This is a genomic window from Caproiciproducens sp. LBM24188, assembly GCF_054130445.1.
Genome location: NZ_CP196862.1, coordinates 2,639,131 through 2,664,329 on the forward strand (window position 1 = coordinate 2,639,131; position 25,199 = coordinate 2,664,329).

Genomic DNA, 25,199 nt, shown 5'->3' on the forward strand with positions numbered 1-25,199 from the left:
CCCCGAATCTTCGAACGTTAGTTATTAATGCCATCCTTATATTTCTTCTCTCCACCCGGGAAAACATGATAATACAGGGAAAGCTGGTTCTCCACATCCCGCGAAGATTTTCCGCTGGCAATCAAGCAAATTCCTTCCACCATCATCTCACGGAATACGGTCTGCCGCTTCAATATCGTTTTCAGTCGGTTGGCCGCCGGGAAGTACAGCAAGTTAGCAAAACAAATACCGTACAGGGTGGCGATAAATGCCGACGAGATTGCCTTGGTCAATTCCGAAGCGTCCGTCATGTTGCCCAGGACCTGAACCAGGCCCATAACCGTACCAATAATGCCGAGCGTAGGGGAAAAGCCACCGGCGCTTTGGAAAATTTCAATTTCCATCTGCTTTTTCATGGTGTATGTATCCAGGTCGGACTGCATTGCCGCTTCAATTTCTTCTGCCGGCTTCATATCAAGTGTTAAAATCATACCTTCTTTCAGCGGAAGATAGTTATCATCGTTGATATCGGAGTCATTCAGCATTGTCTGCAGCTTCAAAAGACCTTCCTTACGGCAGGCGTCCGCCATTTCCGAAATCTTTTTCACCAGTTTTTCCGGGTCCGGCTGATTCTTGTTGAAATAACTGTTAAACAGCGCTTTGAATGCAGCAATCAAATCATGGAACCCGAAGGAAGCGATAATTGCGCCCCAAGTGCCACCGAACACAATAAAAAGGGAACTCAGGATAAATAACGAGGTAATTGTCCCTTTTTCCATAATGAAACCTGCAATTACACTACCGAAAGCAATAATAAGTCCAATTAAAGTTGAAAAGTCCACGCCATTTCCTCCTTGAATGGGATACCAGCCATTAAATATTGAAGTGCTACAATGATATATCGGCAGTTGTTGGATATAATTTGACAGGAAAATAAAAAATTTATTAAATTCTTCTATTTTTTTAATTTTCGCCATTTGTAAAATATTTAAGATTTATTCAAGTATTGAAAGCCGAATTTCGATACAATAGAGGAAATCAGAACAATGGAGGCGTATCGTGCAGAATTTTATTATCGATATAATGAATCAACATGGCTACTGGGGGATTGCTTTACTGATTGCCATTGAAAATATTTTTCCTCCCATTCCATCGGAAGTGATTCTGACCTTCGGCGGATTTATGACCACCTTTACGCAAATGTCGGTTTGGGGCGTGGTATTGGCCGCCACAATCGGTTCGGTTGCCGGGGCGGTAGTGCTGTACGGAATTGGCCGGTGGTTTAACAAGGAACGGCTGGAACGGATGATCACAGGGAAAATCGGTCATATGCTTCGTCTGAAGCCCGGGGACATCAGCCGTGCTGGAAAGTGGTTTGCCCGGCGTGGAAAATGGACGGTCTTTTTCTGCCGCTTTATTCCCGTTGTGCGCAGTCTGATTTCCATTCCCGCCGGGATGGCGCAGATGAACCTTGGCCTGTTTCTATTTTTAACGGTGCTCGGCACCACCATCTGGAATATCGTATTGGTCACCCTCGGCGCTTTCTTCGGTTCTTCGTGGCAGACGATTGCGGAATACGCAGGGATTTATTCCGCCGTTGGAATTACCGCTCTCGCCGTGCTGACCGTGGGCGCGGGGATTTGGTACTATAAAAAACGAATCAAGTCCAAAGCTGTTCCTGTGGACCGTTCGGAGAACAAAAGGGAAACAAAATAAGAACCATTTTGGGGGAGCAGGAATCAAAGAGGGCGCTGCAAAATGAGTGAAAACTCATTCGCAGCGCCCTCTTTTAACAGACTGATTCAGACGAAAGGGATGCTGATTTTTTGATTACGCGACAGTAACAATGCACTGACGAACCGCCTGCTGGCCCGGCAGCGTGGTGTAAACACCGGTGCAGCCGCTGCCAACGCCCTTCACTTTCACGAAGAAGCTGTTCCCGGACCGCACGCTCGACGAAACCTGCAGTACGGAACCGTTTCCTGTAGAAAATACCGGTGTCCCGCTGGTACCGCCTACCAAGGTGAACTTGAACTGATAGGTTCCGTCTTTCTGCATCGTGAACGGATCGGTGGTATCGGACGAAACGCTGGTCGCAGCAGGTCCGCTGTTCGAATTTGTACTGCTGCTGCCATCCACCGTTACCATACACTGGCGGATTGCGCTCTGCCCCGGCATTGTGGTGTAAACACTGGTGCAGCCTGCGCTGAGCGCTTGGATTTTTACATAAAAGCTGTTCCCGCTCTTCACAGTGGACAGCACTTTAAGGACTTGCCCGTTTCCGGTGGAAACATACGGCGTTGCGGTTGCGCCGCCAACCAGGGTCAGTTTCATTTGATAGGTTGCGCCCGGCTTCATGGTAAACGGCGCGGTCGTATCGCTGACTACGCCTTTCAGCCTTCCAATCGCTGTAAAGCTGGTGTAGCTGCCATCCGAACCGGTGGTCGTAATTTGCGCAACCCCCTGATTCACATTTGTTATTTTATAGAGATACCCGCCGCTAATTTTTTGGTAAAACGCTACGCTGACTGCATTTGGATTGCTGGAATAGGCTTTCGGTGGCGTCGTCAGCCGTGTTGTAATTTTATAAATATAGGTGCTGTTTGTTCCGAATGTATAAGTAGCCACCGTGTCGCTCTGCAGGGTGCTCGCGTAATTGACAAACGCATAGTTTCCATCCACGGCGCCGTTGATTCCAGGAACCGTAGTGGTGCTGCTGTACTGCCAGATATCCACACCGTCATAGCCCGGTTCATGGTTGTAGCGCGCGAACCAGAGCTCATAATCGCTCAGGCGGGACATATCAACATAGTTCCTCGCCCAGTTTAAATTCAGATAAATCATCGGACGGTACCCGGCGGCACGCACGGTTTCGCAGAACGCAATGACCATATCGGTGAGCTTGTCCTTGCCCATGGAGATCAGTTCATCCTTTTCGACGTCGCAGGCCAGCGGATAATCTACGGAATACGGTTTCACTGCGGCAATAAATTCCTTTGCCTGCTGCACCGCATCCCCTGCACGCAGAAAATGGTATGCGCCCACGTGAAGTCCCGCGGCGATCGCCCCCGAAACATTCTGTTTAAAGCCTGGGTCTACATAATTCACCCCTTCGGTCGCCTTGACAAAAACAAAATCAACGCCCGAAGATTTTACGCTGTTCCAATCGATTGCGCCTCTGTCACTTTGATAATGAGAAACATCGATTCCCTTGATTCCTACATAAATAGCACAGGTAGCAGTTAAGCCGTCCGCACTTGCGGTCAGCGTAGTAAGACCGATCTTTTTTCCGGTCACAACACCGTTTGCGTTCACCGTTGCCACGCTGGGGTCTGCAATAGACCAGTTGACCGGAGCCGGAGAAAAACCGTACAAGGTTGCCGTTACCTGAATGGTGCCCCCTACCTTGACAATCGCGGTGCTCTGATCCAGCGTCAAATCGGTTGAGGAAGCGCTGTCGGCAAAAGCCGTTGTGTATGTACATGATACTGCTATAATCAATACGAGAATTAGGGAGACTATTTTTTTAGTCAAACTTCTTCTACCTCCGTTTTTACTTCGTCCACATTTCACTCACGAAGGGCAAAATTCCGCCCCTGAAGTCTTGCTCGGTGCGAATTCCACCAGCCAAGGGGCAAGCAGATTCCGCGCTTCATTTCTGCATTCGTTTCCAAAATAAAGTTCTTCAAAATCTCCCCCTCTGTTCCGAACCAGTCACAATTACACAACGATTTCGGCAAAACTTACTCTCATTATATGGGTTCTACTGTTATGTGTCAAGATACATATTATAATAACAAAAAGTATAATTTTTTGCAAAAAAACAGGAAGGAAACGCCCCCTGAAAACCAGAAGCGTTTCCCTTTTTACAGTTTCCTACACTATTTTGCAATGTAATTCAATTCCGCAATTTCTTTGCCATTTTTAAAGTAAATACGCGGAACACGCTTGGAAATCATACTGACAATTTCATAGTTGATGGTGTTATTGTGTGCAGCTAGTTCGTCGGCCGTAATGCTGTTCTGTCCGTCGCGGCCGATTACCGTGACCGTGTCGCCTTCCTGCACACCTTTCACGGAAGAAACGTTCAGCATCAGCTGATCCATACAGACGCGCCCGATAATTTTAGCTTTCTGACCGCGCACCAGCATGCTTCCGCGCACATAAAGATGCCGCGGATAACCGTCCGCATAACCGATGGGAACCGTTGCAATTACAGTTTTGCGCTTGGTTACAAAGCGTCTGCCATAGCTGACGCTAGTTTGTGGCTCCACTGTTTTCACCATGGAAATGATGCTCTTCAGTTCCATAACCGGCACCAGCGCAATTTTATTGCTCACCTGCTGCGAGGGAAGAAGACCGTAAAGGATAATTCCCGGGCGGACCATATCCAGCTGCATTTCTGGATAATCCAGTATTGCGGCGGAATTGCAGCAATGCCGGATTCGGAACGTAATCCCCTGCTGCTCCAGCAGATGAATCGCTTTGGTAAAGTTTTCGTACTGTGAAAGGGTATACTCCTTTCCGTCCTCTCCTTCATCTGCCACGGAAAAATGAGTAAAGATCCCCTCCGGGTCCAAACCGGGCAGCGCACAGGCCGCAGCCACTTCGTCAATGACGCGGCTGTCGCGTTCCGGCTTCTGATAAAGGAACCCAATCCGGCCCATGCCGGTATCCAGCTTCATATGAACACGCACGGTAACCCCGGCTGCCACCGCTTCTTCCGACAGCTTACAGGCATACTCCGTAGAGAGAACCGCCTGGGCAATCCCCAGCTTGCTCAGCCTTTCCGCGCAACAGGGTGGGGTGTAACCCAAAATCAGAATCGGCAGGTGGATTCCAGCCGCGCGCAGCTGCTCCGCCTCCTCCAGATTAGACACAGCAAACCAATCCGCACCAAGCCGTTCGTATTCCTTTGCCAAAACTTCCGCGCCGTGGCCGTAAGCATCTGCTTTCACCACACAGCAAAAAAGCGTATTGGGATTCAACTGAGCCCGAATCATACGATAATTCTGTTCCACCGCATCAAGGTTAATTTCAGCCCAGGTCCGCTTTAAAAAATCATGCATTATTCTAATTCATCCTTTCGCTACGGCTGCCCGTACCGGGCTTTCGGAAAACGGAAAAACCAGATTAAACCGTACGTTTCGTTCTTCGGCCGTTATTTAAAATAGTTCACACCCGATTCAAAAATCTTCTGATCCTTTTCACCGGGAACATTTTTATAAAGATTTGAACCCATTCGCTCGGAATGGCCCATTTTACCCAGGATTCTTCCGTCGGGGCTGGTAATGCCCTCCACCGCACAGACGGAACCGTTGGGGTTCCACACAATGCTGCCGTCCGGTTTTCCGTCCGGTGTAACATACTGTGTGGCGATTTGTCCATTTTCCATCAGTTTGCGCAGCGTTTCATCCTCCGCTACAAACCGCCCTTCGCCGTGGGAAACGGGCACAGCAAACACATCGCCTGCGTTCACCCCGGCAAACCACGGTGATTTTACCGAAGTCACGCGCGTGTATACCATGCGCGAAACATGGCGGCCCAGGGTGTTAAAGGTCAGAGTTGGCGCGTTGGCGGACGGCTTGCGGATTTCCCCATAGGGAACCAGTCCCAGCTTAATCAGCGCCTGGAATCCGTTGCAGATGCCAAGCATCAGGCCGTCGCGGTGCTGCAGCAGGTCGGTAACCGCTTCCGCAATCTTGGGGTTGCGGAAGGTGGTTGCAATAAACTTGCCGGAACCGTCCGGCTCATCCCCGCCGGAAAAGCCGCCGGGAAGCATAATAATCTGCGCTCTGCGGATTGCCTTTTCCATGGCTTCAATGGTTTCCTCAATATCGGAGGAAGTCAGGTTTTTCACCACAAGAATTTCCGGCTCCGCACCTGCGCGTTCAAACGCCCGTGCACTGTCGTATTCACAGTTGGTACCGGGGAACACAGGGATAAACACGCGCGGCTTCGCCGTTTTGACTGCGGGAGCCATCCGGCTGTGCTCGGCACAGAGCGGGACATCATATTTTACCGGCTGCTCCGGCGCGCCGCTTGGGAAAACGGATTCCAGCGTGCCACTCCACACGGCTGCCAGCCGGTCGAGCGCAAGCCGGTCGCCGCCCAAATAAACAGCGTCCTCCGCAATGGTTTCTCCCAGTGCAATGTGCGCAATGCCGGGATTTGCAGAATCATTTAGTTCTACAAGGATTGCGCCGGAAACCGGAGCAAACAGAAGGCGGCTGTCCAACACACCCGGTTCAAACCGAAACCCGATTTGATTACCGAAACACATTTTGGCAACCGCGGCGGCCACACCGCCCTCCTTCACAACGGAAGCGGAACGGATCACACCGGAGCAGGCCATTTCATAAACTGATTGATAATACGCACGAAGTGCCGGCCAGTTGGGCAGCATAGCCGCAGAATCCTCCGGCAGAGGAAGCAGAACCACCTTGGAGCCCGCCTGACGGAACGCGGCGGAAATGGTTGCGCTTGCCTTCGTCATGGCAACCGCAAAGCTCACCAGGGTCGGCGGCACATCGAGCTGCTCGAAACTGCCGCTCATGCTGTCCTTTCCGCCGATGGCCGGGATGACCAGCCCCAGCTGCGCCGTCAGCGCACCCAAAAGTGCAGCCGTCGGTTTACCCCAGCGCTTCGGGTCGGTATTAAGCCGTTCAAAATATTCCTGAAAAGTCAGCCGCGCAGTCAGCGGATTTGCACCCACGGCGGCCAGTTTGGAAAGGCTTTCCACCACCGCGTAAGCAGCTCCGTGGAACGGGCTGAATTTTGAAATGCCCGGAATAAAGCCGTAGGCCATTGCCGTTGCGTCATCTGTTTCCCCGTGAATAACCGGGAGCTTGGCGACCATGGCTTCTTCCGGGGTCAGCTGATAAGTACCCGCGTAGGGCATTAGTACCGTCGCCGCGCCGATACTGCCATCAAACTGTTCGCCCAGCCCTTTCTGGGAGCAAACTTCCAGCCGGGCGAGGTTTTCCTCAAACGCCTGCGCCAGCGGTTTGCCCCGCAGGCATTCGGGAACCTGCACACGGTAATTTTCCTCCGGGTTTACGGCGCTGATGACAACGTCCGCATTCTGGGTCACGCCATTGGTATTTAAAAATGCGCGGCTGATATTGACAATGGTATCCCCGCGCCATTGCATTTTTAAGCGGGGCTCGCGGGTAACAACGGCAACCGCCTTCGCATTCAAGTTTTCCTGCTTTGCTGCCGCAAGAAAAGTTTCCACATCCTTCGGTGACAGAACAACCGCCATCCGTTCCTGCGATTCAGAAATAGCCAGCTCGGTGCCGTCCAGCCCTTCGTACTTTTTCGGAACCTGATTCAGGTCGATGTCCAGGCCGTCTGCCAGCTCGCCGATGGCCACGCAGACACCGCCTGCGCCGAAGTCGTTGCAGCGCTTAATCAGCCGCGCCACGCTCGGCTTGCGGAACAGCCGCTGGATTTTCCGTTCGGTGGGCGGATTGCCCTTCTGAACCTCCGCGCCGCACACTTCAATCGATTGCTCCGTGTGTGCCTTGCTGGAGCCGGTCGCACCACCGCAGCCGTCACGCCCGGTGCAGCCGCCCAAAAGCACAATTACGTCGCCTTCCTCCGGCACACCCCGCACCACGTTTTCCTTCGGGGAAGCGCCGATAACCGCACCGATTTCCATGCGTTTTGCCACATAACCGGCATCGTACAGTTCAGTCACCTGGCCGGTTGCCAGGCCGATTTGGTTGCCGTAAGAACTGTAACCGTGTGCTGCACCCGTTGTGATTTTCCGGGTGGGCAGCTTGCCGTGCAGCGTTTTTTCAAACGGGGTGCGCGGGTCACCCGAACCGGTTACGCGCATGGCCTGATAAACGTAAGCACGCCCGGAAAGCGGGTCCCGGATTGCGCCGCCCAGGCAGGTCGCTGCGCCGCCGAACGGTTCGATTTCCGTCGGATGATTGTGTGTTTCATTTTTAAACTGTACCAGCCACTGCTGCGTCACCCCGTCAATGGTAACGGGAACCTGAATGGAACAGGCGTTGATTTCTTCGCTCAGGTCAAGGTCCGGAATCATTCCGCGCTTGCGCAGAAGTTTCATTCCAATGACGGCCATATCCATCAGCGTAACCGGGCGATCGGTTTTTCCGTACACCTCATCCCGTGCCTCATAATACGCGCGCAGCGCATCCTCAATGACTCCGCTCACCGCGGACCGCTCAATGTCAATCCGGTTCAGCCGCGTGGAAAACGTGGTGTGGCGGCAGTGGTCACTCCAATAGGTATCAATGACCCGCAGCTCCGTTACCGTGGGGTCACGGTGTTCCTCATCGCGGAAATAAGTTTGGCAGAACGCGAGGTCTTCCAAGCTCATGGCAAAACCCATGGACTGATAATAAGCCTTCCGTTCTTCCGCATTCCAATGGATAAAGCCCGTGACACGCGCAACATCCGGCGGCACATCTGCAGTCAGGTCAAGCGTTTCGGGCTTTGAAAGAGAGGCCAGCCGGCTTTCCACCGGATTGACCAGATAGTTCTTAATTGCTTCCAACTGTTCATCGCTCACATTGCCTTTCAGTGCAATCATCCGGGCCGTTGCCACCTGCGGGCGTTCCCCCTGAGTAAGCAGCTGCACGCACTGGGCGGCGGAATCGGCACGCTGGTCGTACTGGCCGGGCAGGTACTCCATGGCAAAAGCAACGTACCCTTTCGGGAGCGGATAGGTTTCTTCATATACCTGGTCCACATTGGGTTCAGAGAAAACTGTATCCCGCGCGGCCACAAATTCCTCCCTAGTCAAACCGGAAATGTCGTACCGGTTAATTAACCGGAGGTCCTCAATTGTGCGAATTCCAAGGTTGCCGGTCAGGTCGGTTTTTATGTGCTGTGCTTCCACATCAAAGCCGGGCTTTTTTTCGACAAAAACTCTGATTACGTCAGACATATTTCCTCCGTTCCGCCGTTTAACGGCCGCTTCCTATTTCCTTGCTAATGAAGAGCCAACAAAATAATATTAGCACATGTAATATGCATTATAAAGGGCGGAACTCAACATTTCTGTTTTCCATAAAATTTTCGCCGGCAATCCTGCCCGGGCTATGAGTATTGCGGAATTTTTGTGCGCATATCTGTTCATATATTCAAATATAAACATAATTGTAAAATAATAAGTAGATCTCGCTTCCATATATTCATTTTAACGCACAGAATCAATCGTCATTTCATAAAAATCATTCATTCTCAATCATGCAAGTCGGGCGGTGAGTTTCCTCACCGCCCAGTTGTTTTTTATTTGATTTTCCGGCACTCCATGTAAAACCGTTTGTCACAGGCATGCCCCATGGAAAACGTCTTCCGGGGCAGGGCCCCGTCGAGGGCGACCGTTTCAAACAGGCTGCTTTTTTCCATATTCGGCAGAAGGAACCCGACCGCGTCGGAATTTTCGGCGCAAAGGCGTTCCACCACTTCTTCCCCGTGGATATAGTCTACCTTGCCGCCGACCGCGGAAAGCCGTTCATCCAAAAACCGCTGCAATGTTCCGACCGCAAGGTTGGACGGCGGATTTTTTACCCATACGGTTTTCTTTTGCTGCCCCACAACGCAGACCAGCGGATGCCCTTTACAGGGAGTATCTGATACGTCGTAATAATCCCGCAATTCCCGCAAAAGCTTTTCTGCATCGGTGTGGAACACAACGCGATGAATCGGCTCGAACTGCAGGGAATCGTCGTACAGGTTCACGACTTCCACCAGCGCCCAGCGGGCCGGGTGCATCGCCGCCTGTTCCGGGGAAAGCGTCTGCTTCAGCTCCTCGTAGCAGGCCTTCGCAGTTGCGAGGGAGTGATTCCCGTCGCCCACGGCAAACAGCAGATTGTCGCGAACCGGCAGTGCGTCTATCGCGCTTTCCAGCCGACGGGCCGCCGCGTTATTCAGGCTGAACCCGCGCAGATGCCCGCTTTCCTGCATTAAGTCCCCTTCATATTCCAGCGTAAGGTCACCGGATTCAATCGGCTCAATCACGGTACGTTGCGGGTCGTCAATCAAAATCATGATATGGGGCAGTTCCAGCGGCGCGCCGCGGCGGATTTTCACTCGCGGCGGGATGCGCTCCAACACCGTTCCCTCCGTAGCGCGAATCGGGGATTTGCTCCCTTTTTCGTAGCAGTAGGCTTCCAGGTCCAGCGCCATCATAATGCCGCGGCGCACCGCGCCATTTGCCAGCGTGCGCTCCACATAGAGATATGTTCCGTTCAGTTCACGGAATACGCCTTGCTCCAAATACCGCTCCATGGTTCGATTGATGTTCTGCGCATATTCTTCCGGATTGGTCTGCTCCAAATAGCATTCCGGGTAAATCATATGGTAGGTGGACGGGGAATCCCCCGCCGTTTTGCGGACTTTTTCCCAATACTCCGGTTCGGAAGTGTACTGGTCGCAGGCAACGGTGCACCAGCGGGAAACCGGCACCTCCTTCGGCAAAAGAAGGTCGGCTGCTTTATAAATACGCTTCATGGGGATTCCCTCCAAAAGTCGGAATAAACTACGCGGAATTTCATCCAGCGCTCAGCCTTTTCATCATACCACAGCGTTCCAACCCGCGCAATACTTTTACAATTTACAGCAAAAAATACCGCAAAATGAAGGATTTCTCATTCTGCAGTATTTTCATGATATCATTATATATAGGATATAGTAGGAACGTCAGCGGGGGACAACCCGTACGACAGCTCACAGGGAGTGGTTTTGCATCCCCCGGAAACGGTTGACAAAAAAGCTGAGGAAGAACAGTACCGCCGCCACCAACACAATGGTACCTCCCGCCGCAGTACCCCAATAGTAGGAAAAAATCAAGCCGCTCACACCAGAAAACAGGGAAATTAAAATGGCGGTAATGTGGTAAGAACGCATGCTTTTCGCCAAATTGCGTGCGGCTGCAGCGGGGAGTACCAGCAGCGAATTAATAATCAGAATTCCAACCCATTTAATCGTTACGGTAACGATGACCGCCACAATAACCACAAAAATCTTTTCCATCAGGCGCACCCGGATTCCCTTGCTGGCAGCGAGGTCGGCGTTGATGCTGGTCAAAAGGTAGCGGTTGAAAAACAGTACCCAAATGATGACGACAGCCGCCAGAATGATGAGGAGCAGGCCAATTTCTTCCGGCTGAACGGTCAGAATATCGCCGATTAAATAGCCGGAATATTTAGCGAATCCGCCCGAAGCGGACAGAAGAACCACCCCCAGCGCCAGCCCGGTGGAGGAAAACACGCCGATAATCGTATCGGCGGAGGAAGCACCCGAATCCATAACGGCGGAAATGCACAGCGCAAACAGCAGCGCAAATCCCATCATAGAGATTACGTAATTGTCAATTCCCATCAGCACGCCGATGGCAATGCCGGTCAGCGCAGAGTGACCCAGCGCGTCGGAAAAGAACGACATTTTATTATTCACAATCATGGTGCCGACCAGCCCGAACAAGGGGGTAATAATCAGAACCGCAATCAGCGCATTTTTCATATACCCGAATTCCGTCCATTCAAACGGCAGCAGGGTATCAATTAAGGAATAAACCGCGCTCATTCTTGGAACCATCCTTTCTGCGAAAGCCGTTTTTCAGGCTGCTCAAACTTTCCCGCCTCCGGTCAGCTTCAGCCCGAAGGCTTCCCGCACCTGCGGCGTTTTCATCACTTCCGCCACGCTGCCGCTGACCAAAACAGTGCGGTCCAACAGCACTGCGCGCGTCGCGTACTTTTCCACATGGGACAAATCGTGCGAAACCAGGATGATGGGCATCTGATGTTCCCTGCGCATTGAAGTGACCAGGTCGTAAAAAACCTCTATTCCCTTGCGGTCCACCGCGGAAACGGGCTCATCCAGCAGCAGCAAGTCCGGCTTTGGTTCCAAGGCAAACGCGAGCAGCACCCGCTGCATTTCGCCGCCGGAAAGGCTCCCGAGTTTTTTATTCAGCAGGGAAGCATTCGCGCCGACCATGGTCAACATTTTTTCGGCATGGGCCCGCTTTTCCTTTTTATGCCCCAGCCACACCGGAAAGTCGCTGGTGTTCGCGCACAGCATATCGGCCACGGTCACGGGGGTGGTGCGGTCAAACACCAGGTTCTGGGGCACATATCCAATGCGCGGTTGCTCCACCGGTTTCCCAGCGGAATCAATGAAGGTGACTGTTCCGGTGTAAGGAATCCGGCCCAGAAGCGCCTTGAGAAGCGTCGTCTTCCCTGCGCCGTTGCGCCCAATGAGCGCCAGAATCTCACCGTGGTGAACATCGAACGATACGTTATGCAGGAGAATGCCATCGTGTTTTTTCACGGTCAGATTTCGTATTTTTGTACTGCATTTACAGCTTTCCATAGAATCTCCTTCTGCCGGCAGGGTCTTCCCCGCCCAAAGCTTATGACAGCGCGCGTTTCAGCACGCTCAGATTCTGCTCCATTGCGTTCAAATACGCATTTTTGTCGTTTTCCCCGGTTACGCCCGGGTCAAGCGTATAAACGGTGGCGCCGCTTTCCTGCGCGACGATGTTTGCCGCGGACTTAGGATACTGCGGCTCCGCGAACACGGCGGAAATTCCTACGCTGCGAATCAGGCGGATGGTTTCCGCCAGTTCCTTTGCGCTAGGTTGGCTGTCCGGTTCCCGGTTCACCACCGCCGCAATATTCAGGCCGAATTCCTGCGCAAAATAAGGGAACGCCTCGTGGAACGTAATGATATTCTTCTGCGGAACATGGTCCAGTTCAGAATGCATTTTTTCGCTTAAGGCACTCAGCTTTTCCAGATACACCTGCGTATTTTTGCGGAACGCAGGGGCGTCCTGTGGGTCGGCTTCACATAAGCCCTCAGACATATTTTTCAGCTGTATCATATAATTGGAAATGGAGACCCACAGATGCGGATTCGGCGTGCCCTGCTCATCTTCCAGCAGTTCCACGCCGGCGCTGGTGTCCACCACCTTCAGCGATGGAAGCCGGGACGTCACCTTATCCATAAAGCTTTCCATGCCCGCCCCGTTAATGACAAACACATTTGCCTGCTCAATATTTTTCATATCCTTGGACTGCAGCTGATAATCGTGCAGGCAGCCTGCCTGCTGACCGGCCATGTTGTCTACCTGAACACCGGCCACGCCGTCGGTAATATTCAGGGCCATAATATAGAGCGGATAGAACGAAGTAACCACGCGGAACCGTACGACCGTTTCTGTTCTGCGCGTGCACCCCGCCGATGAAAGCGCTATAAGCGCCGCCAAAATTAAGGCGATCCACTTTTTCAAGGGCATCCCTTCTTTCTTTCCCCTGCAGTGGTTTCCTTTTCCGTAGTAAATGGAGGACACAAACCGCATGCAATCTTTCCGTAGGGACTTCGTAAATGCTAATGACTTGCAATTTAATATAATAAGGGCTTTTTTTACATCTGTCAAGAAAAAAATCAGGGCGGATTCCTCCGCCCTGTAAATAAGATTCCATCATTCAGTCTATTCTCAAGCTTTTTTCAGAACTTCCAAAACCTCCGGCAGCTGTTTCATCGCATCGGAAACACCCATTTCATAAATGGATTTCAGCCGTTCCGGATCCTTTTCGTAGCGCCCGGTCACAATCGGGCTGCTCGGCCGAATGACAACTGCCTTGCCATCCTTCTCCTGGCGGCGGCATACTTCCAGCTCACTGTTATAAATTTCCGAACGGTTCATCATGGTGTTGATAAAGTTCGGGTAATCGCCATATTTGGCACGAAGAACCGAACGTGGAAATTCCGGGCGGTTTTTCTTGCGGTAAGAACGGTCACGGGTCAGCACTACTACATTGTATTCGTTTCCGTCAAAAATAGAACGTTCCAGCGGAATTGGCATGGCGCAGCCGCCGTCCAGCAGTTCATATCCCTGGTAAATGACGATATTAGAAATAAACGGAAGCGAGCTGGAGGCCCGGACCGCTGTGAACGCTTCATCCATTTCAGACTTTTCAAAAAACACCGCTTTTCCGGTTTTTAAATCCGTGGCACCCACCTTTAAATTCGTCTCGGACTGAAAGAACGTATCGTAATCAAATGGTAAAAGCTCATGGGCGAGTTCCCCGAAAATAAAGTCAAAACCGAACAGGGAGCCGCTGTTCTGCAGATTTTCCACGCTGATGTAACGCTTGTCGGCAACATATTGATAAAAAATATCAAAATTGCGGTTTTTCTGTTTGGAAATATAGCTGAGCGCGTTGCACGCGCCTGCAGAAATGCCGTAAACACACGGAAATTCGACGCCGTTTTGCAAAAAAACATCCAAAACACCGCTTGTATAAGCACCGCGCATTCCTCCGCCTTCCAGAACAAGACCAACCGACATTGCCAGCACCTCGTTTTATTCTATAATCTTATTAAATATTATAGAAGATAGGTCGACAAAATACAAGCGTACAAATTAAATTCAAACTTTTTAAAATTTAATCTTGATTTTTTATGGAAGATACGATATAATAATCGAGCACTCCGAAAAATATGGACGTTTAGCTCAGCTGGCTAGAGCGTTCGCTTGACGTGCGAAAGGTCATAGGTTCGAGTCCTATAACGTCCACCACATAATAAGGGTAAGAGCATATGCTTTTACCCCTGTTATCAAATAATTATATATTTAGTTATTCTAAGTACATAATTATTTGATAACACAAGTGGAGGCTTGTGCTACCAAATAATTATTATGTTTCACAAAGGATTGTTGGCACAATCGCATAGGAATAAAGATTCCTCTTCCAGGTTCTCTGGAAGCTGCCCCCAATACAGTGACGTTGGCCGGACAGAAGTATCATTATAACTTTGCCGGGATTATCGCACATCCAATTGCCAGTTGGATATCAGCATGCAGATGATCGCAAATGCGGCTGTGCCGGCTTTGCGGTGTCCAATGTTTCCGCTCCGACAAAGAAAGTCTTTGTGTTACACTATGATTTCATCAATCGCTGGTACCGATTGATTGAAATATTTTTCAAAGTGCGCCAACCTCACGCCGCGAATAATATAATTCGCATATGAGGTACACAATGCACAAAGCATTATGGGCTTTTTGTGGAAAAACAAAAGTCTGCACCCTCACCAGCCAATAAGGGTACAGACCTTGACATGTATCCGAAATGCGTGTTAAAATAACAGCGCAAAAACGGCATTCACAAGTCATAACGGGTCTTGTCCACCCTTATGGCGGATGGGAATCAATCGTTTTGCACACGATTGATTCCCTGTGGATGCTTTTTGCTTTATCCACAAAGAGAATTATAATACAGAAAAACAAAAATTGCAAGAAAAATTTAGCAATATGTTGTTTTATATTCCGGCCTTTTTTATTTTATCAAGTGAAGAGCGAGAATACAGCAGTTAAAGGCAGAGAATCCAAACCACATGGTATTCCGGTAGAGATTTATGATCGAGAACATTACCCAAGGGAAAGCATGGTGCTTGCACAGTCCGAGAAGGCTAATTTTTGAAAAATTCATACGAAAATTATCGCGTGATCGAGACTAAGAAACAGGATAGTAACGCTTCTGCATTAGACACTTGTGATGCAATTCTACATAGTGATACCTGTTCCTTATGATAGTATTATAATCAGGAGAACAAAATGAAATTGAAACTTGCGGGGAGCGATCCAGCTAGATTGCCTTACGGCGAAAATAGGAGGTCATGCTACAACAGCATGACCTCCTATCTGTGTCTTCCAAACTTGTATGAATATATTAGTGTTTTAGACAAGTTAGGTTGGCCCAGTTTGGTCCGAAACCCATTTGATTCATCACTGCATCAATCGATATTGTATGCAATTGCTTCTGCAGCTTGCCAAATGCAACTTTCATTGAGCTAATAAACTCATTTAATTCTGTTTTACTTATAAATAGTGCAAAAATGATGGCAATGGCATATGCATCATTCGTACCATATGTGTATGACCCATCAGCTCCCCGCGTGATTCCCAAAGTGTTAAAGTTTTTAATGCTCTTTGTATGGAGACTACGCCGAAATGAAATATCAAAGAAACGTTCATCATGAGCACACTTATTTCGCGCTAAACCTAACATTTCCATGATTTTATGAAGTTCGTCTGGAGCAACATTAAATTGTTTGGCAACCACTGCTTTGTCCGCAGGCATCATATTGAAATAGAAATATGTAATTTTTCCAAACGTAAGAACATTTACAAGAACCCATAGCGGTATGTAACCGTGATGAGTCATGTAATGCGTAACCACTTGATGATACTTGCCCATCTGTCGAGCAATTTCCTGCTGAATATCACCGATTAACTTTATAACGGATTGTGTATTTTCCTCAGCACTAATTTGCTGCACCTTTGCCAAATCAGATGCTTGGCACTGGAAGTTATCTAACTTTAAATAATTATCATATCCGTACTTAGATGAGAATTCGTGCGAAATGACTGTTTTTAATCTGTTCTCAACTTTCAGTAGGTATTTAAGGTAAATACTTCTGACCTCTCGGTCAAAGGAATAGAGAGAATATATTTCATCAAAAGTTGTGCCTGTCTTATATGTTTCATCGGTTGTTGTAGTAGCATGGGTTGCCAAAAACAAATCTTTATAACCGTTAATGACATTATAGTAGTTTTCTTCTTCCAAAATCCGCATAACACGCGAACCTTGAGAGCCCTTTTCAATAATCATACCACGGCTGCGAAGGATGGTTAGTAATTGATGATATGTTTTATATTCTTTCTCTCTCATAATGCCTCCAACAAAAAAGCCCCCGGGCCCGAAGGACACCGGAGGACAAACTGGCAATATTTCTATATCTATTATAGCACATATGTGAGCTTTGTCAACACACCTTTTGTGGCAATAGGCTAGAATATGCCACTATTATCCTATGCAATAGGTGTACCGTTTATACCAATTAATTTTGATTATATATCAAAAAGATGTAATTGACAAGAGAAAAACACCTTTTCTTAAGGAGGTGAACCAATGCCATATAAACCAAAATCCAAAAGGAAACGGTGAGTACTTGTTTTTGTCCTGTACGGTTGAAGCATTTTCACATATTCTGACCTGAACCAGATAAATAACCCATAGGTAACGTGGAGCAGAAAAAACTGCTCCACGTTTTGGTTGTTCCCTATTTTGTAAGAACCAGTATTCCCTCTGTTGTTCCCAGCAAGAACAGGATATCCCCATGTTTCAGCCGGTGTTCTCTAACCCACGAAATAGGTAAAGTAACCAGTCCCCCAATAATGGAGCAAGACTTGTATGGATGTGCTTCTTTTCTGCAAAGATAAGATGGCTGATAAAACAGTTGTCGATCTGATGTTTTAAAGAACAACTCATCATTGATTTCCGATATTCCATAAAAGTGTAAATATTCTTTAGGAATGTAGATGCGGTTGTTAACGAACAACTTTGTTGGGTAGCCAATAATTTTGCCAATGTATTTCATGATTATCAAACCTCTCTATAAAAAGGCGGAGCAGGAAATCCTGCTCCGCTTCGTTCTGTTATTTTTATTCGATCTTCTGTGTAAAATTCTCAGTTTCCTCCTGCTCGAAGCCTTGTAAAAGATACTCATATTTCTTTTGCAACTCATCGCGTTCCATTTGGAGAATGAGGTAGTTATGCTCTAGATCTTTATGTTCTTTTAGAAGAGCTTCGTATTTTTCGGTAATCTGCTGCTTTTCAAGTTGCAGGATAGGTAATTGCTCATTTAATGCATAAATAGCGTTAATTTGATCATGCAGATTACGCTGGTTGGAAGTCATGGAATTTATTAGTTCCTCTCTTCTGGCTTCTTCTACAGCTAATTGTTTATCAATTGACGAAACTGCCGCATGTATTTCAGATGTTGTCTGCGAAATGCGTCCTTGTCCCTCTCTGATGAGAGTTTGGCTCGCGTCGATTTTATCACTTAGTCGCTCATGGTCCTTAATAAGCAGATCCCTATTCTTGTCGTCATTATCCTGAATCCTTGTGTGTTCTGACTGAGAATCATTTCTATCCTTAAAGGTTCTCCAGATCTCGAAACCCAATTCTAACGCTACAATAATTAGGGAGCCTAGTACTGCATAATCCAAAGAATTACCCCATTTTATGCCCTTGTTTTCATATTCTATTTTAGCAAAATAGAGTAGTAAAATCAACATGGTAATTATCCCACTATAATTCATAATTGGCCCTCCTGAGAAAAAGTTGAAAATTTGACGGACGGACAGATGAGAATACAATCCTCCGCTGCAATCAAAAAGACGTAGTCACCAACCTCTACTCCGTTTGCCCGAACCCACTCCATCGGCAGATTAAACCTGCCTGCACTAATATCTTTTCGGACTCCTCCCTTTAGTTCAACGACGTCGGGAAATACCTGCAAACGGTTCCGGTTAATGATAACCTGTACGGACCCGGTTTCTGGAATATTCAGCAAATCCCGAAAGCTCCGGTTGATCACAATCCGGTGCCGCTCCGAAACAAGAACCGGAAGTCCAATAATTTCGTTCATGTTGTCCTCTCCAATCTCATTTTTCGCAAAGATGTTCTAAAGCAGGGAAAAAAGAATTGCCCAGCTGTGATATTATCCGGAGTCACTGAATTTTCGTTGCCTTCCGGTTAACTGGCTTTTCCATGACGATTTCGGATAAATATTCGCTGTATAGCACTTAGCTAATAGAGAGATAAAATACTCTTTTCTCTGCTTTAACGTAACCTTTGTTCTGGATATAGTTCTATGGGGTGTCACCGGTGACATGGGGGAGGGTGTCAAACGGATGAAAAAAAGATAAAACAGCACTTTCCAAAGGCTTGGGAAGTGCTTTCTGGAATGTTTTTTCCGATCCGTTGAAGCATTTAGTATGTACAGATTTACACTGGTTCCATTGTTTCCATAACGTTCCATCCGCGTCTGCGGGACAATGGATATTAAGCCTGCGCTTTTCAGTTTCCGAATAGCCCTGGTAACCGTGGCCACACTCATACTGCAGTCGGAGGCGATCCGTTTCTTCGATGGTTTGCATTGACCGGACCGGCCGGCATGAAAAAACAGACAGGAATACACTTTCATTTCAGATGGCGATAGCTTTACCTGAAATCCGGCAGGGCTACATTTGAATAGGCAAAGTTTTGTCTGAACGCCGTTATGAGCCTTTTTTGTGTAATTATCGCAGTTAAATTTAGGCTGCGTTTGATTGGCCTGAGAAGCCACAATATCGTTTGTTGTGAGCTGGGGATTGTCGATCAGAATATAGTCATTGGAAGTCTGCTGACCTTTTTCTAAAAATCTGCGTTTCACTTCCAACAATCCTTTCCCACACAGTTCCCGAACCGCACGGTTCACCGTTGATACGCTCATATGGCAATGCATCGCGATGCTGCTCCGTTTGTAGAAGCTGGAACGGGTGCGATTGTTTGCACTCATGGCAAGAAAAGAGTAAACCTTAAACGCTGATTTTGAGAGGTTGGCCTGCAGGGCGGCACTGTTGCACAGGTAAAAGTTTTCCACGGCATATTCTCCTTATATAAAATTAGAGGGAACCGGTTCAGTCGGTTCCCTCTTTTATCAATTCAGGTTATATCAATTCATCCGAAATGTGCGTCTTCCGCACAACGGGAGGTTCCTCTGGAAGCGGAATTTCTTCCGGCTCCGGTTCTCGTTTCTGCGGATATTGGGCAAGTACTGCGGCCCATAGTTCATCTTTGCTGGCGTAGCGCACAGGGTGTGCCGCGAATTCCGGCATTTCATAGGGACAGTTTAGTTCAATTCCCCATTCGTTATAGCGCTTTAGAGTCGTTATAAACGGGTGGTTATGTGTTTTCATTAATACCCATTGATTTTTAGGCAGTGTTTTAAGTTTGTTTGCGCTAATCAATGGTTTTGATACCATATGATAATTTTGGGATGAACTTGTCTGAAGCAGCCCGTTTCCGTTGTAGGAAACGCCTCCCGCCTGAACCGTCATCTTTCCCAGCATATCGGAAAAATCGCTTGCACTTTTTGATAGTGGAGCCTGTCCGCCAACTAAGGCATTCTGGCAGGCTTCCAAAATGATGTTTGTTCCGTCGCGGCCGTATTTTTTATCAAACTGCGCGACCGATTGCAGCATAGGAAAGAAAAGAATGTTTCTGGACCGCCCGGCCGTAAACATCTGATCCAGATTATCAAATTTCGGCATGGTCCCAATTTCGTCCAGATAAAAAAGGATACGCCGGTCCAATTTATTTTTTCCATCCTGGTTCGCGATGGTCAGACATTCGTTGTAAAGTTCAGAAACAAACAAATTGACGAGAAAAAACTTCGTGGGGTCTTCTTCCGGAAATACAATGAAAACAGCCACTTTATCGTTGCAGAACTGCTCTGCATCCACGTAGGAATCAAAGCAAAGGATTTGCTCTAATTCGCTGTCAATGAAGGAAAGCAACCGACTCATTGCCGTACTCATGACACTATGCATACTGGATTCCGCGGTGTTCAGAGCAGCTCCGGCCAACCATTTTGCTTTATGCTCCGGAGGAAGCAGCTCCATGAGTTTTTGATACTCATTCTTGGGCTTAACACTTTTATCTGCCTTTGACTTTACTGCCTTCGTCTGCAGCAACTCCTGAATGATTTTGAATACGCTGACAATATGGCGCTCGCCTTTTGCACAAAATTCGGAAACGAGCAGTATGGTGGACGCAATCAGCCCTTCGGCGGCTTCGTAGAAAAAGGCATTCTGTCCGCCGCCGTCGAACCCGTCCATATGTACAATGGTGTGCGCGGTAATCTTCGCATAGCGCTCCGCGCGCGCCTTGTCTTTTAAAGAGCCGGATGCTTTGTATTTGTCCATGTACTTGTTGAGTAAATGCAGCAGATTAAAGCCGTTGCTGCGGGTTGGATTCCGCAGATCAATGACATAGGGGCGATAGTGATAATATTTCTGAGCGATTCCGGCGTAATCGCGAAAAGCGTCCCCTTTCGTATCCGTTACCAAAAAACTCATCCCGGAAGCACAAGCCAACTCCAAATTTGGATAAAGGATGCAGGTTGTTTTTCCTGCGCCCGGCGGACTGATAAGAATGGTGTTGCTGTCCGATGTATCTATTCTTGCACTGGTATGTTTTCTGGTTCCAAGATACCCCAAAACGGCACAAAACTCCACCGAAGTAGGAAGATTCATACCCATGCGCCACTTTTCCGGCTCGAATGGGATAACTCGGTAGGTGTCATTGATTTCTTTCTGTGTCGCTAGCCGCGCGTCACCATACTGGCCGTCGCCAACGGTCTTAGATTTGATATTTAGTGAACCTTGTTTCGCTTGCAAAATCATAATAATAACGATAAAAATTACCGCCACCATGGAAATAATGAAAGCGATGTTCCTTGGCATATCGATTCCTCCTCGATTTGATTCATATCTCACTGTTGACTCCTGCTTTTCTGGACTTCATTCCAATCTTTCAGATCTGGAACCATTACGCAGGTGTCATATCCTTTTTGTCCATAATCATGACAAAATTGCCTTGCAGCCACCTGTCCGTGATTTGGGGCAGGAGAACCGTCCTTGTTTTTCGCGTTTGCGTCGTTGTCCAAACAGAATACAATCTTTCGGATATTAGAATATTCAGACAAAAAGCGGGCCAGAGCACGGTCGCTCAGCCCGCCTAAAGCTAGGTAGTTGTGTTTTTTCCAGTTCTTATCCTTATGCAGACAGATAAAAGACATCAGATCAATCGGCGCTTCAAAAACGAACAGCCATTCCGAACCGCCGGAATAGTTGAAAAAATAGTCCTTCGATGAACCTGGTACGTCACGCCGATACGGTCGGTCAGAAAGTGTCCCCTTTTCGTGTGCCGACCGGGCCTTTCCAATCCTGTCATACCCGACGAATACGGCATTGTGAGTATTGCTGCTTTCATACAGGCTTCGCTGGTGGACAAAGAAGGAAATGATATCTGGGTCGATTTTTCGTTCCTGCATCAGATACGCATAGAGCCGTTTCATATTCCGGCTTTTCTGCGGCAGTTTGAACGGTTTCCGCTCCGGTGGCGGAGCCGTGTTTCGGCGTAACCTTACTCCGTTATAATCTTCCCCCAGCAGGGTTAGGACCGCGTCCGGAAACCGGCAGTTGTAGAAGGTACAGAGAAAATCAATGGCGGTTCCGCCTTCACCGGTGGCGTGTTCACAAAAAACATGGCCGCGAATCTTCACACTTGGATTCGCGGCCCACATCCACTCACTTCCGCTCCGCAGAACCTTTTCGCCCTTTGCTTCCAGAAATGACTTGATATCCGTGTGGGCAGCGCGGTCAATTTCCTCCTGGGTAAACTCCACATACTTTGACATTTCAATCCTCCTCTACATAGCCTGCTCCTGGTCATCGTATTTGTGTCCATGTTCTATCTTCCGCTCACGCTGTTTTTGCAGCAGCTTGCGGTCCTGCCGATACTTGTGTGTTGTGCTGTCTTTAATGCTGTCACCCATGCTTTGGCTGAGTGCCCGAAACAGACTCAGCACAGAGTTGACCGCCATGCCGGTTTCCATGGCATGGATCTGATTCAACCGCTCCGCTGCGGATTCATTTCCTGAATCCGCAGCCATTCGATACCACTCTTTGGCTGCGGTAACGTCGCGTTTTACACCCAGCCCGAATTCCAGCATGATTCCGATTTTATACTGTAACGCGTCATCCGGTTCTTCGTGATTAAGTTTTACAAAGGCTTGAAAAGCCTTAGTGTAAAATTCACCGGCTCGGTTTTCGTTCTTCATGACGCCATCGCCGGTTTGCAACATCCGAGCAAGCTGATACTGTGCGTGCGGGTCTTCCTTTTCCGCGCACAGCTCCAGCCATTTCGCCGCTTCCTTGGGATTAACATCTACACCTAACCCATGCAGATACATCCCAGCAATTTGTAATTCATCAGCGGCATTCGGCTGCCGCTTCTCCTGCTCTAAAAATTCTTCCAGTGCTTTGCGGTAGAGAATACCGGATAACTCCGTATCTTGTTCCATGCCCTGTCCGGCCGCACACATCTGCGCCAAACGGTAATCGGCATAGGGAACATTTTCTTTTGACGCCAATGTAAACCAGCTTGCAGCTGCAGAGCGGTTCTGTTCCACGCCGGTGCCGGTGTCAAACATTCTTCCGAGCGCATAATAGGCGTACCGGTCTTTACCTTCTGCGGCTGCTTTGTAGCAGTGCAGCGCTTCAGAGTAATCCTGTGGAACGCCCTCACCACCGTAATACATTTGTGCCATACAGTAATTGGAATGGATATGACCACCCTGTGCTGCCAACCGGTACCACCGGAATGCCTTCTCGTAATTCCGGTCGATACCCTCCCCGGAGTGTTCCATCCGACCCAAACAGTACAGAAGGTAGGCTGCGTCCTTACAACCGGAGTAACCTTCCTCAAACACTGTTCCATCTTCCACGTATTGTCCAATATCCAGCCCGTATGCCTTTTCCACGGAGTGCCGGAAATCCCAGTAAGCCTCCAGACAGTATTCCTTGCCGAGTTCCATGTCCATGTCAATACCGATTCCATAAAGATACATTTTCCCAAGCTCATATTTTGCAAAGGAATGACCGCTTTCGGCAGCAAGGCCGTACCACATCATGGCCTGTCCATAGTCCTGTTCTACGCCTTTTCCATAAAAGTACATCCGGGCCAGCTCATACCGGGCTTTCGCCAGTTCATATCCGGATTTTGCTGCACCATTCACTGCTTTGTTCCAACAATCGCGGAATCGTTGCTCGGCAGAGCTGCATTGTTCTACCGGTTCAAAGTCGTCCTGGACGTCCCAGTTTGCTGACTGTTCATAATCCGCCGGCAAACAATCCAGTTTTTCAGATGGCAGGGGGGCACAGAGAGATTCGTAAGAAAGCGGGGAAGAAAGGGACGATTCGTGCGCTCGGGCCAAGTTCACAGCTTCACGAATAATCTTGTTTCGAATAACCTGAAATTCGGATTGTCTTTCAAGAGGACCAATATCCTTTGGATTATTTCGATACATTCCCTGCAGCTCTTTGTGGTCCTCGCAGTAAAGACGGTAAAGTTCCTGAATCGCCGGTGTCTTTCCTAAATCAGCCATGATGTCATTAATCTGGCGGCGGAGCTGAAAATCTTTGATCCAGCCGTATTGTAGTTTCCCAGGGCGGTTCTTCAGAACATTCCCCAACTGCAACAGCTTATTACAGAGCGTGTCCATTTCTTTGTCACTGAACTGCCTTTCGGCATTTCGCGTAATCTCGGAAAGAATTTCATCCACTTGTTTTTTAATTCCCTCGCGCATTTCATCTTTATGTTCATAGATGTGATGGCGCTCATCCGCGAAGATCACTTCGGAAAATTCGGATTTCATTTGATTGATTCCCTCCCGGGTAAGTTTCCCGGATTTGGGATTGTCTGAAAATACAAGCAGATGAATGTGGGGATGGTGTGTAGTGTTGTGCATCCCGGCGTACCAGTGCAGTTCCGATACCGGAATGTTGGAAGCCTTTGCGATGATGTCAATCTTTTGCATTATGAGATCGCGCCACGGCTTCTGAGTATCATACCCAAGTGCATCTGCATCTTCTCGTCGCAGGGAAATGACATGCGTCCAGATGTTTCCCTTGCAGTTTGCAATTTCTTCTTGAGCCTTTTTAATATCCACTTCCGGAGCAGAAGAAAAAAGACCGTGTTCCCCAACACGGTCTACTCCGGGTCGCTTCCCGACATACTCAACTAAATTTTTTGCCCTGCCTAAATCCACTGCAAACCCCAATCCAAACTCTGCAGCGTGGGAGATTAGTTCCGTCGCGTTGCCGATGGTTGGGTTTGCTTTGAAGTCCTGATATTCCAAACTCTGTTTTGCTTCTGGAAACTCATGGAGAAGTTCAGCCAGCAATTTCATCTGCTTATGCGTAGCCGGTCGCGCAGCAACCTCAGTTTTCAGATTCAGCGGGTCCAAATTCAGAGCAGTAATATTTTCGTCATCCATAGAATGCTGCTTCGGCATGTTCAACACCACGCTTTCCCGCGTGCCAACATAATTGACCAGGCCCATCGCTGCGTCCTTTGTCATGACATGTTTTCCGTCTGCCTTTTCTCCCACTTTGGCAATATGGAAATACCGGGAATTTAGTACAATTCTTGCGCCAGGCAATTTGATTCCTCCTAACTATAAAATAGAGCACAAATGGAATCCATTTGTGCTCGGAATCATATTTACTCTTTTGCTTATTTTCAACAAGTTTCTTGCTCATTCTGTCTTAACTTCAAGTGAAC

The 25,199-nt window shown here is 48.4% G+C and carries 18 protein-coding genes and 1 tRNA gene; 2 read left to right on the forward strand and 17 right to left on the reverse strand.

What is annotated here, in order from left to right; genetic code table 11:
- Positions 1-17: 17 nt before the first annotated feature.
- The gene (locus ACSVDI_RS12440) at positions 18-821 is read right to left on the reverse strand and encodes a motility protein A (RefSeq protein ID WP_457943335.1); all 804 of its coding nucleotides are present in this window, start codon (positions 819-821) and stop codon (positions 18-20) included.
- Positions 822-1,038: 217 nt separating this feature from the next.
- On the opposite strand from ACSVDI_RS12440, the gene ACSVDI_RS12445 reads away from it, so the two are divergent.
- Positions 1,039-1,695, forward strand: coding sequence for a DedA family protein (locus ACSVDI_RS12445; protein WP_457943337.1), 657 nt, complete (start codon positions 1,039-1,041; stop codon positions 1,693-1,695).
- 114 nt (positions 1,696-1,809) lie between these two features.
- On the opposite strand, the gene ACSVDI_RS12450 is transcribed toward ACSVDI_RS12445, so the two are convergent.
- The 8 genes from ACSVDI_RS12450 to ACSVDI_RS12485 all read right to left on the reverse strand — a co-directional run bounded on the left by ACSVDI_RS12450 (position 1,810) and on the right by ACSVDI_RS12485 (position 14,311).
- Positions 1,810-3,513: a GH25 family lysozyme gene (locus tag ACSVDI_RS12450; RefSeq protein ID WP_457943339.1), complete on the reverse strand. Its 1,704-nt coding sequence runs from the start codon at positions 3,511-3,513 to the stop codon at positions 1,810-1,812.
- 347 nt (positions 3,514-3,860) lie between these two features.
- Complete coding sequence (gene alr, locus ACSVDI_RS12455) at positions 3,861-5,048, reverse strand: alanine racemase (RefSeq protein ID WP_457943341.1); 1,188 nt, start codon at positions 5,046-5,048, stop codon at positions 3,861-3,863.
- 92 nt (positions 5,049-5,140) lie between these two features.
- Positions 5,141-8,902 carry a phosphoribosylformylglycinamidine synthase gene (locus ACSVDI_RS12460; protein ID WP_457943343.1) on the reverse strand — a complete coding sequence of 1,254 codons (3,762 nt, stop codon included), beginning with the start codon at positions 8,900-8,902 and terminating at the stop codon, positions 5,141-5,143.
- Positions 8,903-9,246: 344 nt separating this feature from the next.
- Positions 9,247-10,470, reverse strand: coding sequence for a DUF1015 domain-containing protein (locus ACSVDI_RS12465; RefSeq protein WP_457943345.1), 1,224 nt, complete (start codon positions 10,468-10,470; stop codon positions 9,247-9,249).
- A gap of 216 nt (positions 10,471-10,686) precedes the next feature.
- On the reverse strand, positions 10,687-11,544 hold the full coding sequence (locus tag ACSVDI_RS12470; protein ID WP_457943347.1) for a metal ABC transporter permease: 858 nt from the start codon (positions 11,542-11,544) through the stop codon (positions 10,687-10,689).
- Positions 11,545-11,586: 42 nt separating this feature from the next.
- Complete coding sequence (locus ACSVDI_RS12475; protein WP_457943349.1) at positions 11,587-12,330, reverse strand: metal ABC transporter ATP-binding protein; 744 nt, start codon at positions 12,328-12,330, stop codon at positions 11,587-11,589.
- A 40-nt stretch (positions 12,331-12,370) separates the two neighbouring features.
- A complete protein-coding gene (locus ACSVDI_RS12480; RefSeq protein ID WP_457945646.1) occupies positions 12,371-13,255 on the reverse strand; it encodes a metal ABC transporter substrate-binding protein in 885 nt (294 codons plus the stop codon).
- A 201-nt stretch (positions 13,256-13,456) separates the two neighbouring features.
- Positions 13,457-14,311 (reverse strand): patatin-like phospholipase family protein, encoded by an 855-nt coding sequence (locus ACSVDI_RS12485; RefSeq protein WP_457943351.1) that lies wholly within the window; start codon positions 14,309-14,311, stop codon positions 13,457-13,459.
- Positions 14,312-14,465: 154 nt separating this feature from the next.
- Here ACSVDI_RS12485 and ACSVDI_RS12490 point away from each other — a divergent pair.
- Positions 14,466-14,542: transfer RNA gene (locus ACSVDI_RS12490), tRNA-Val, on the forward strand.
- 1,150 nt (positions 14,543-15,692) lie between these two features.
- Here ACSVDI_RS12490 and ACSVDI_RS12495 read toward each other — a convergent pair.
- The 8 genes from ACSVDI_RS12495 to mobP3 form a co-directional block, all read right to left on the reverse strand.
- Positions 15,693-16,694, reverse strand: a complete 1,002-nt coding sequence (locus tag ACSVDI_RS12495) for an Abi family protein (protein WP_457943352.1) — start codon at positions 16,692-16,694, stop codon at positions 15,693-15,695.
- Positions 16,695-17,085: 391 nt separating this feature from the next.
- Positions 17,086-17,403, reverse strand: a complete 318-nt coding sequence (locus tag ACSVDI_RS12500; RefSeq protein WP_457943353.1) for a hypothetical protein — start codon at positions 17,401-17,403, stop codon at positions 17,086-17,088.
- Between the two features lie 64 nt (positions 17,404-17,467).
- Positions 17,468-18,127, reverse strand: a complete 660-nt coding sequence (locus tag ACSVDI_RS12505) for a hypothetical protein (protein ID WP_457943355.1) — start codon at positions 18,125-18,127, stop codon at positions 17,468-17,470.
- A complete protein-coding gene (locus ACSVDI_RS12510; RefSeq protein WP_457943357.1) occupies positions 18,124-18,456 on the reverse strand; it encodes an AbrB/MazE/SpoVT family DNA-binding domain-containing protein in 333 nt (110 codons plus the stop codon). Before ACSVDI_RS12510 ends, ACSVDI_RS12505 begins: the two co-directional genes overlap by 4 nt.
- A gap of 72 nt (positions 18,457-18,528) precedes the next feature.
- Positions 18,529-19,452, reverse strand: a complete 924-nt coding sequence (locus ACSVDI_RS12515; protein WP_457943358.1) for a helix-turn-helix domain-containing protein — start codon at positions 19,450-19,452, stop codon at positions 18,529-18,531.
- Positions 19,453-19,519: 67 nt separating this feature from the next.
- Positions 19,520-21,316: a type IV secretory system conjugative DNA transfer family protein gene (locus ACSVDI_RS12520; protein WP_457943359.1), complete on the reverse strand. Its 1,797-nt coding sequence runs from the start codon at positions 21,314-21,316 to the stop codon at positions 19,520-19,522.
- A 29-nt stretch (positions 21,317-21,345) separates the two neighbouring features.
- On the reverse strand, positions 21,346-22,272 hold the full coding sequence (locus tag ACSVDI_RS12525) for a DUF3991 domain-containing protein (RefSeq protein ID WP_457943360.1): 927 nt from the start codon (positions 22,270-22,272) through the stop codon (positions 21,346-21,348).
- A 12-nt stretch (positions 22,273-22,284) separates the two neighbouring features.
- Positions 22,285-25,077, reverse strand: coding sequence for a MobP3 family relaxase (mobP3, locus tag ACSVDI_RS12530; RefSeq protein WP_457943361.1), 2,793 nt, complete (start codon positions 25,075-25,077; stop codon positions 22,285-22,287).
- Positions 25,078-25,199: the final 122 nt, after the last annotated feature.

What these genes read in the sequence shown, in the direction of transcription:
- alr (WP_457943341.1), bottom strand. Translation starts at nt 5,048, where the DNA reads ATGCATGATTTTTTAAAGCGGACCTGGGCTGAAATTAACCTTGATGCG.
- ACSVDI_RS12460 (WP_457943343.1), bottom strand. Translation starts at nt 8,902, where the DNA reads ATGTCTGACGTAATCAGAGTTTTTGTCGAAAAAAAGCCCGGCTTTGAT.
- ACSVDI_RS12465 (WP_457943345.1), bottom strand. Translation starts at nt 10,470, where the DNA reads ATGAAGCGTATTTATAAAGCAGCCGACCTTCTTTTGCCGAAGGAGGTG.
- ACSVDI_RS12470 (WP_457943347.1), bottom strand. Translation starts at nt 11,544, where the DNA reads ATGAGCGCGGTTTATTCCTTAATTGATACCCTGCTGCCGTTTGAATGG.
- ACSVDI_RS12475 (WP_457943349.1), bottom strand. Translation starts at nt 12,330, where the DNA reads ATGGAAAGCTGTAAATGCAGTACAAAAATACGAAATCTGACCGTGAAA.
- ACSVDI_RS12480 (WP_457945646.1), bottom strand. Translation starts at nt 13,255, where the DNA reads ATGCCCTTGAAAAAGTGGATCGCCTTAATTTTGGCGGCGCTTATAGCG.
- ACSVDI_RS12485 (WP_457943351.1), bottom strand. Translation starts at nt 14,311, where the DNA reads ATGTCGGTTGGTCTTGTTCTGGAAGGCGGAGGAATGCGCGGTGCTTAT.
- ACSVDI_RS12495 (WP_457943352.1), bottom strand. Translation starts at nt 16,694, where the DNA reads ATGAGAGAGAAAGAATATAAAACATATCATCAATTACTAACCATCCTT.
- ACSVDI_RS12500 (WP_457943353.1), bottom strand. Translation starts at nt 17,403, where the DNA reads ATGAAATACATTGGCAAAATTATTGGCTACCCAACAAAGTTGTTCGTT.
- ACSVDI_RS12505 (WP_457943355.1), bottom strand. Translation starts at nt 18,127, where the DNA reads ATGAATTATAGTGGGATAATTACCATGTTGATTTTACTACTCTATTTT.
- ACSVDI_RS12510 (WP_457943357.1), bottom strand. Translation starts at nt 18,456, where the DNA reads ATGAACGAAATTATTGGACTTCCGGTTCTTGTTTCGGAGCGGCACCGG.
- ACSVDI_RS12520 (WP_457943359.1), bottom strand. Translation starts at nt 21,316, where the DNA reads ATGCCAAGGAACATCGCTTTCATTATTTCCATGGTGGCGGTAATTTTT.
- ACSVDI_RS12525 (WP_457943360.1), bottom strand. Translation starts at nt 22,272, where the DNA reads ATGTCAAAGTATGTGGAGTTTACCCAGGAGGAAATTGACCGCGCTGCC.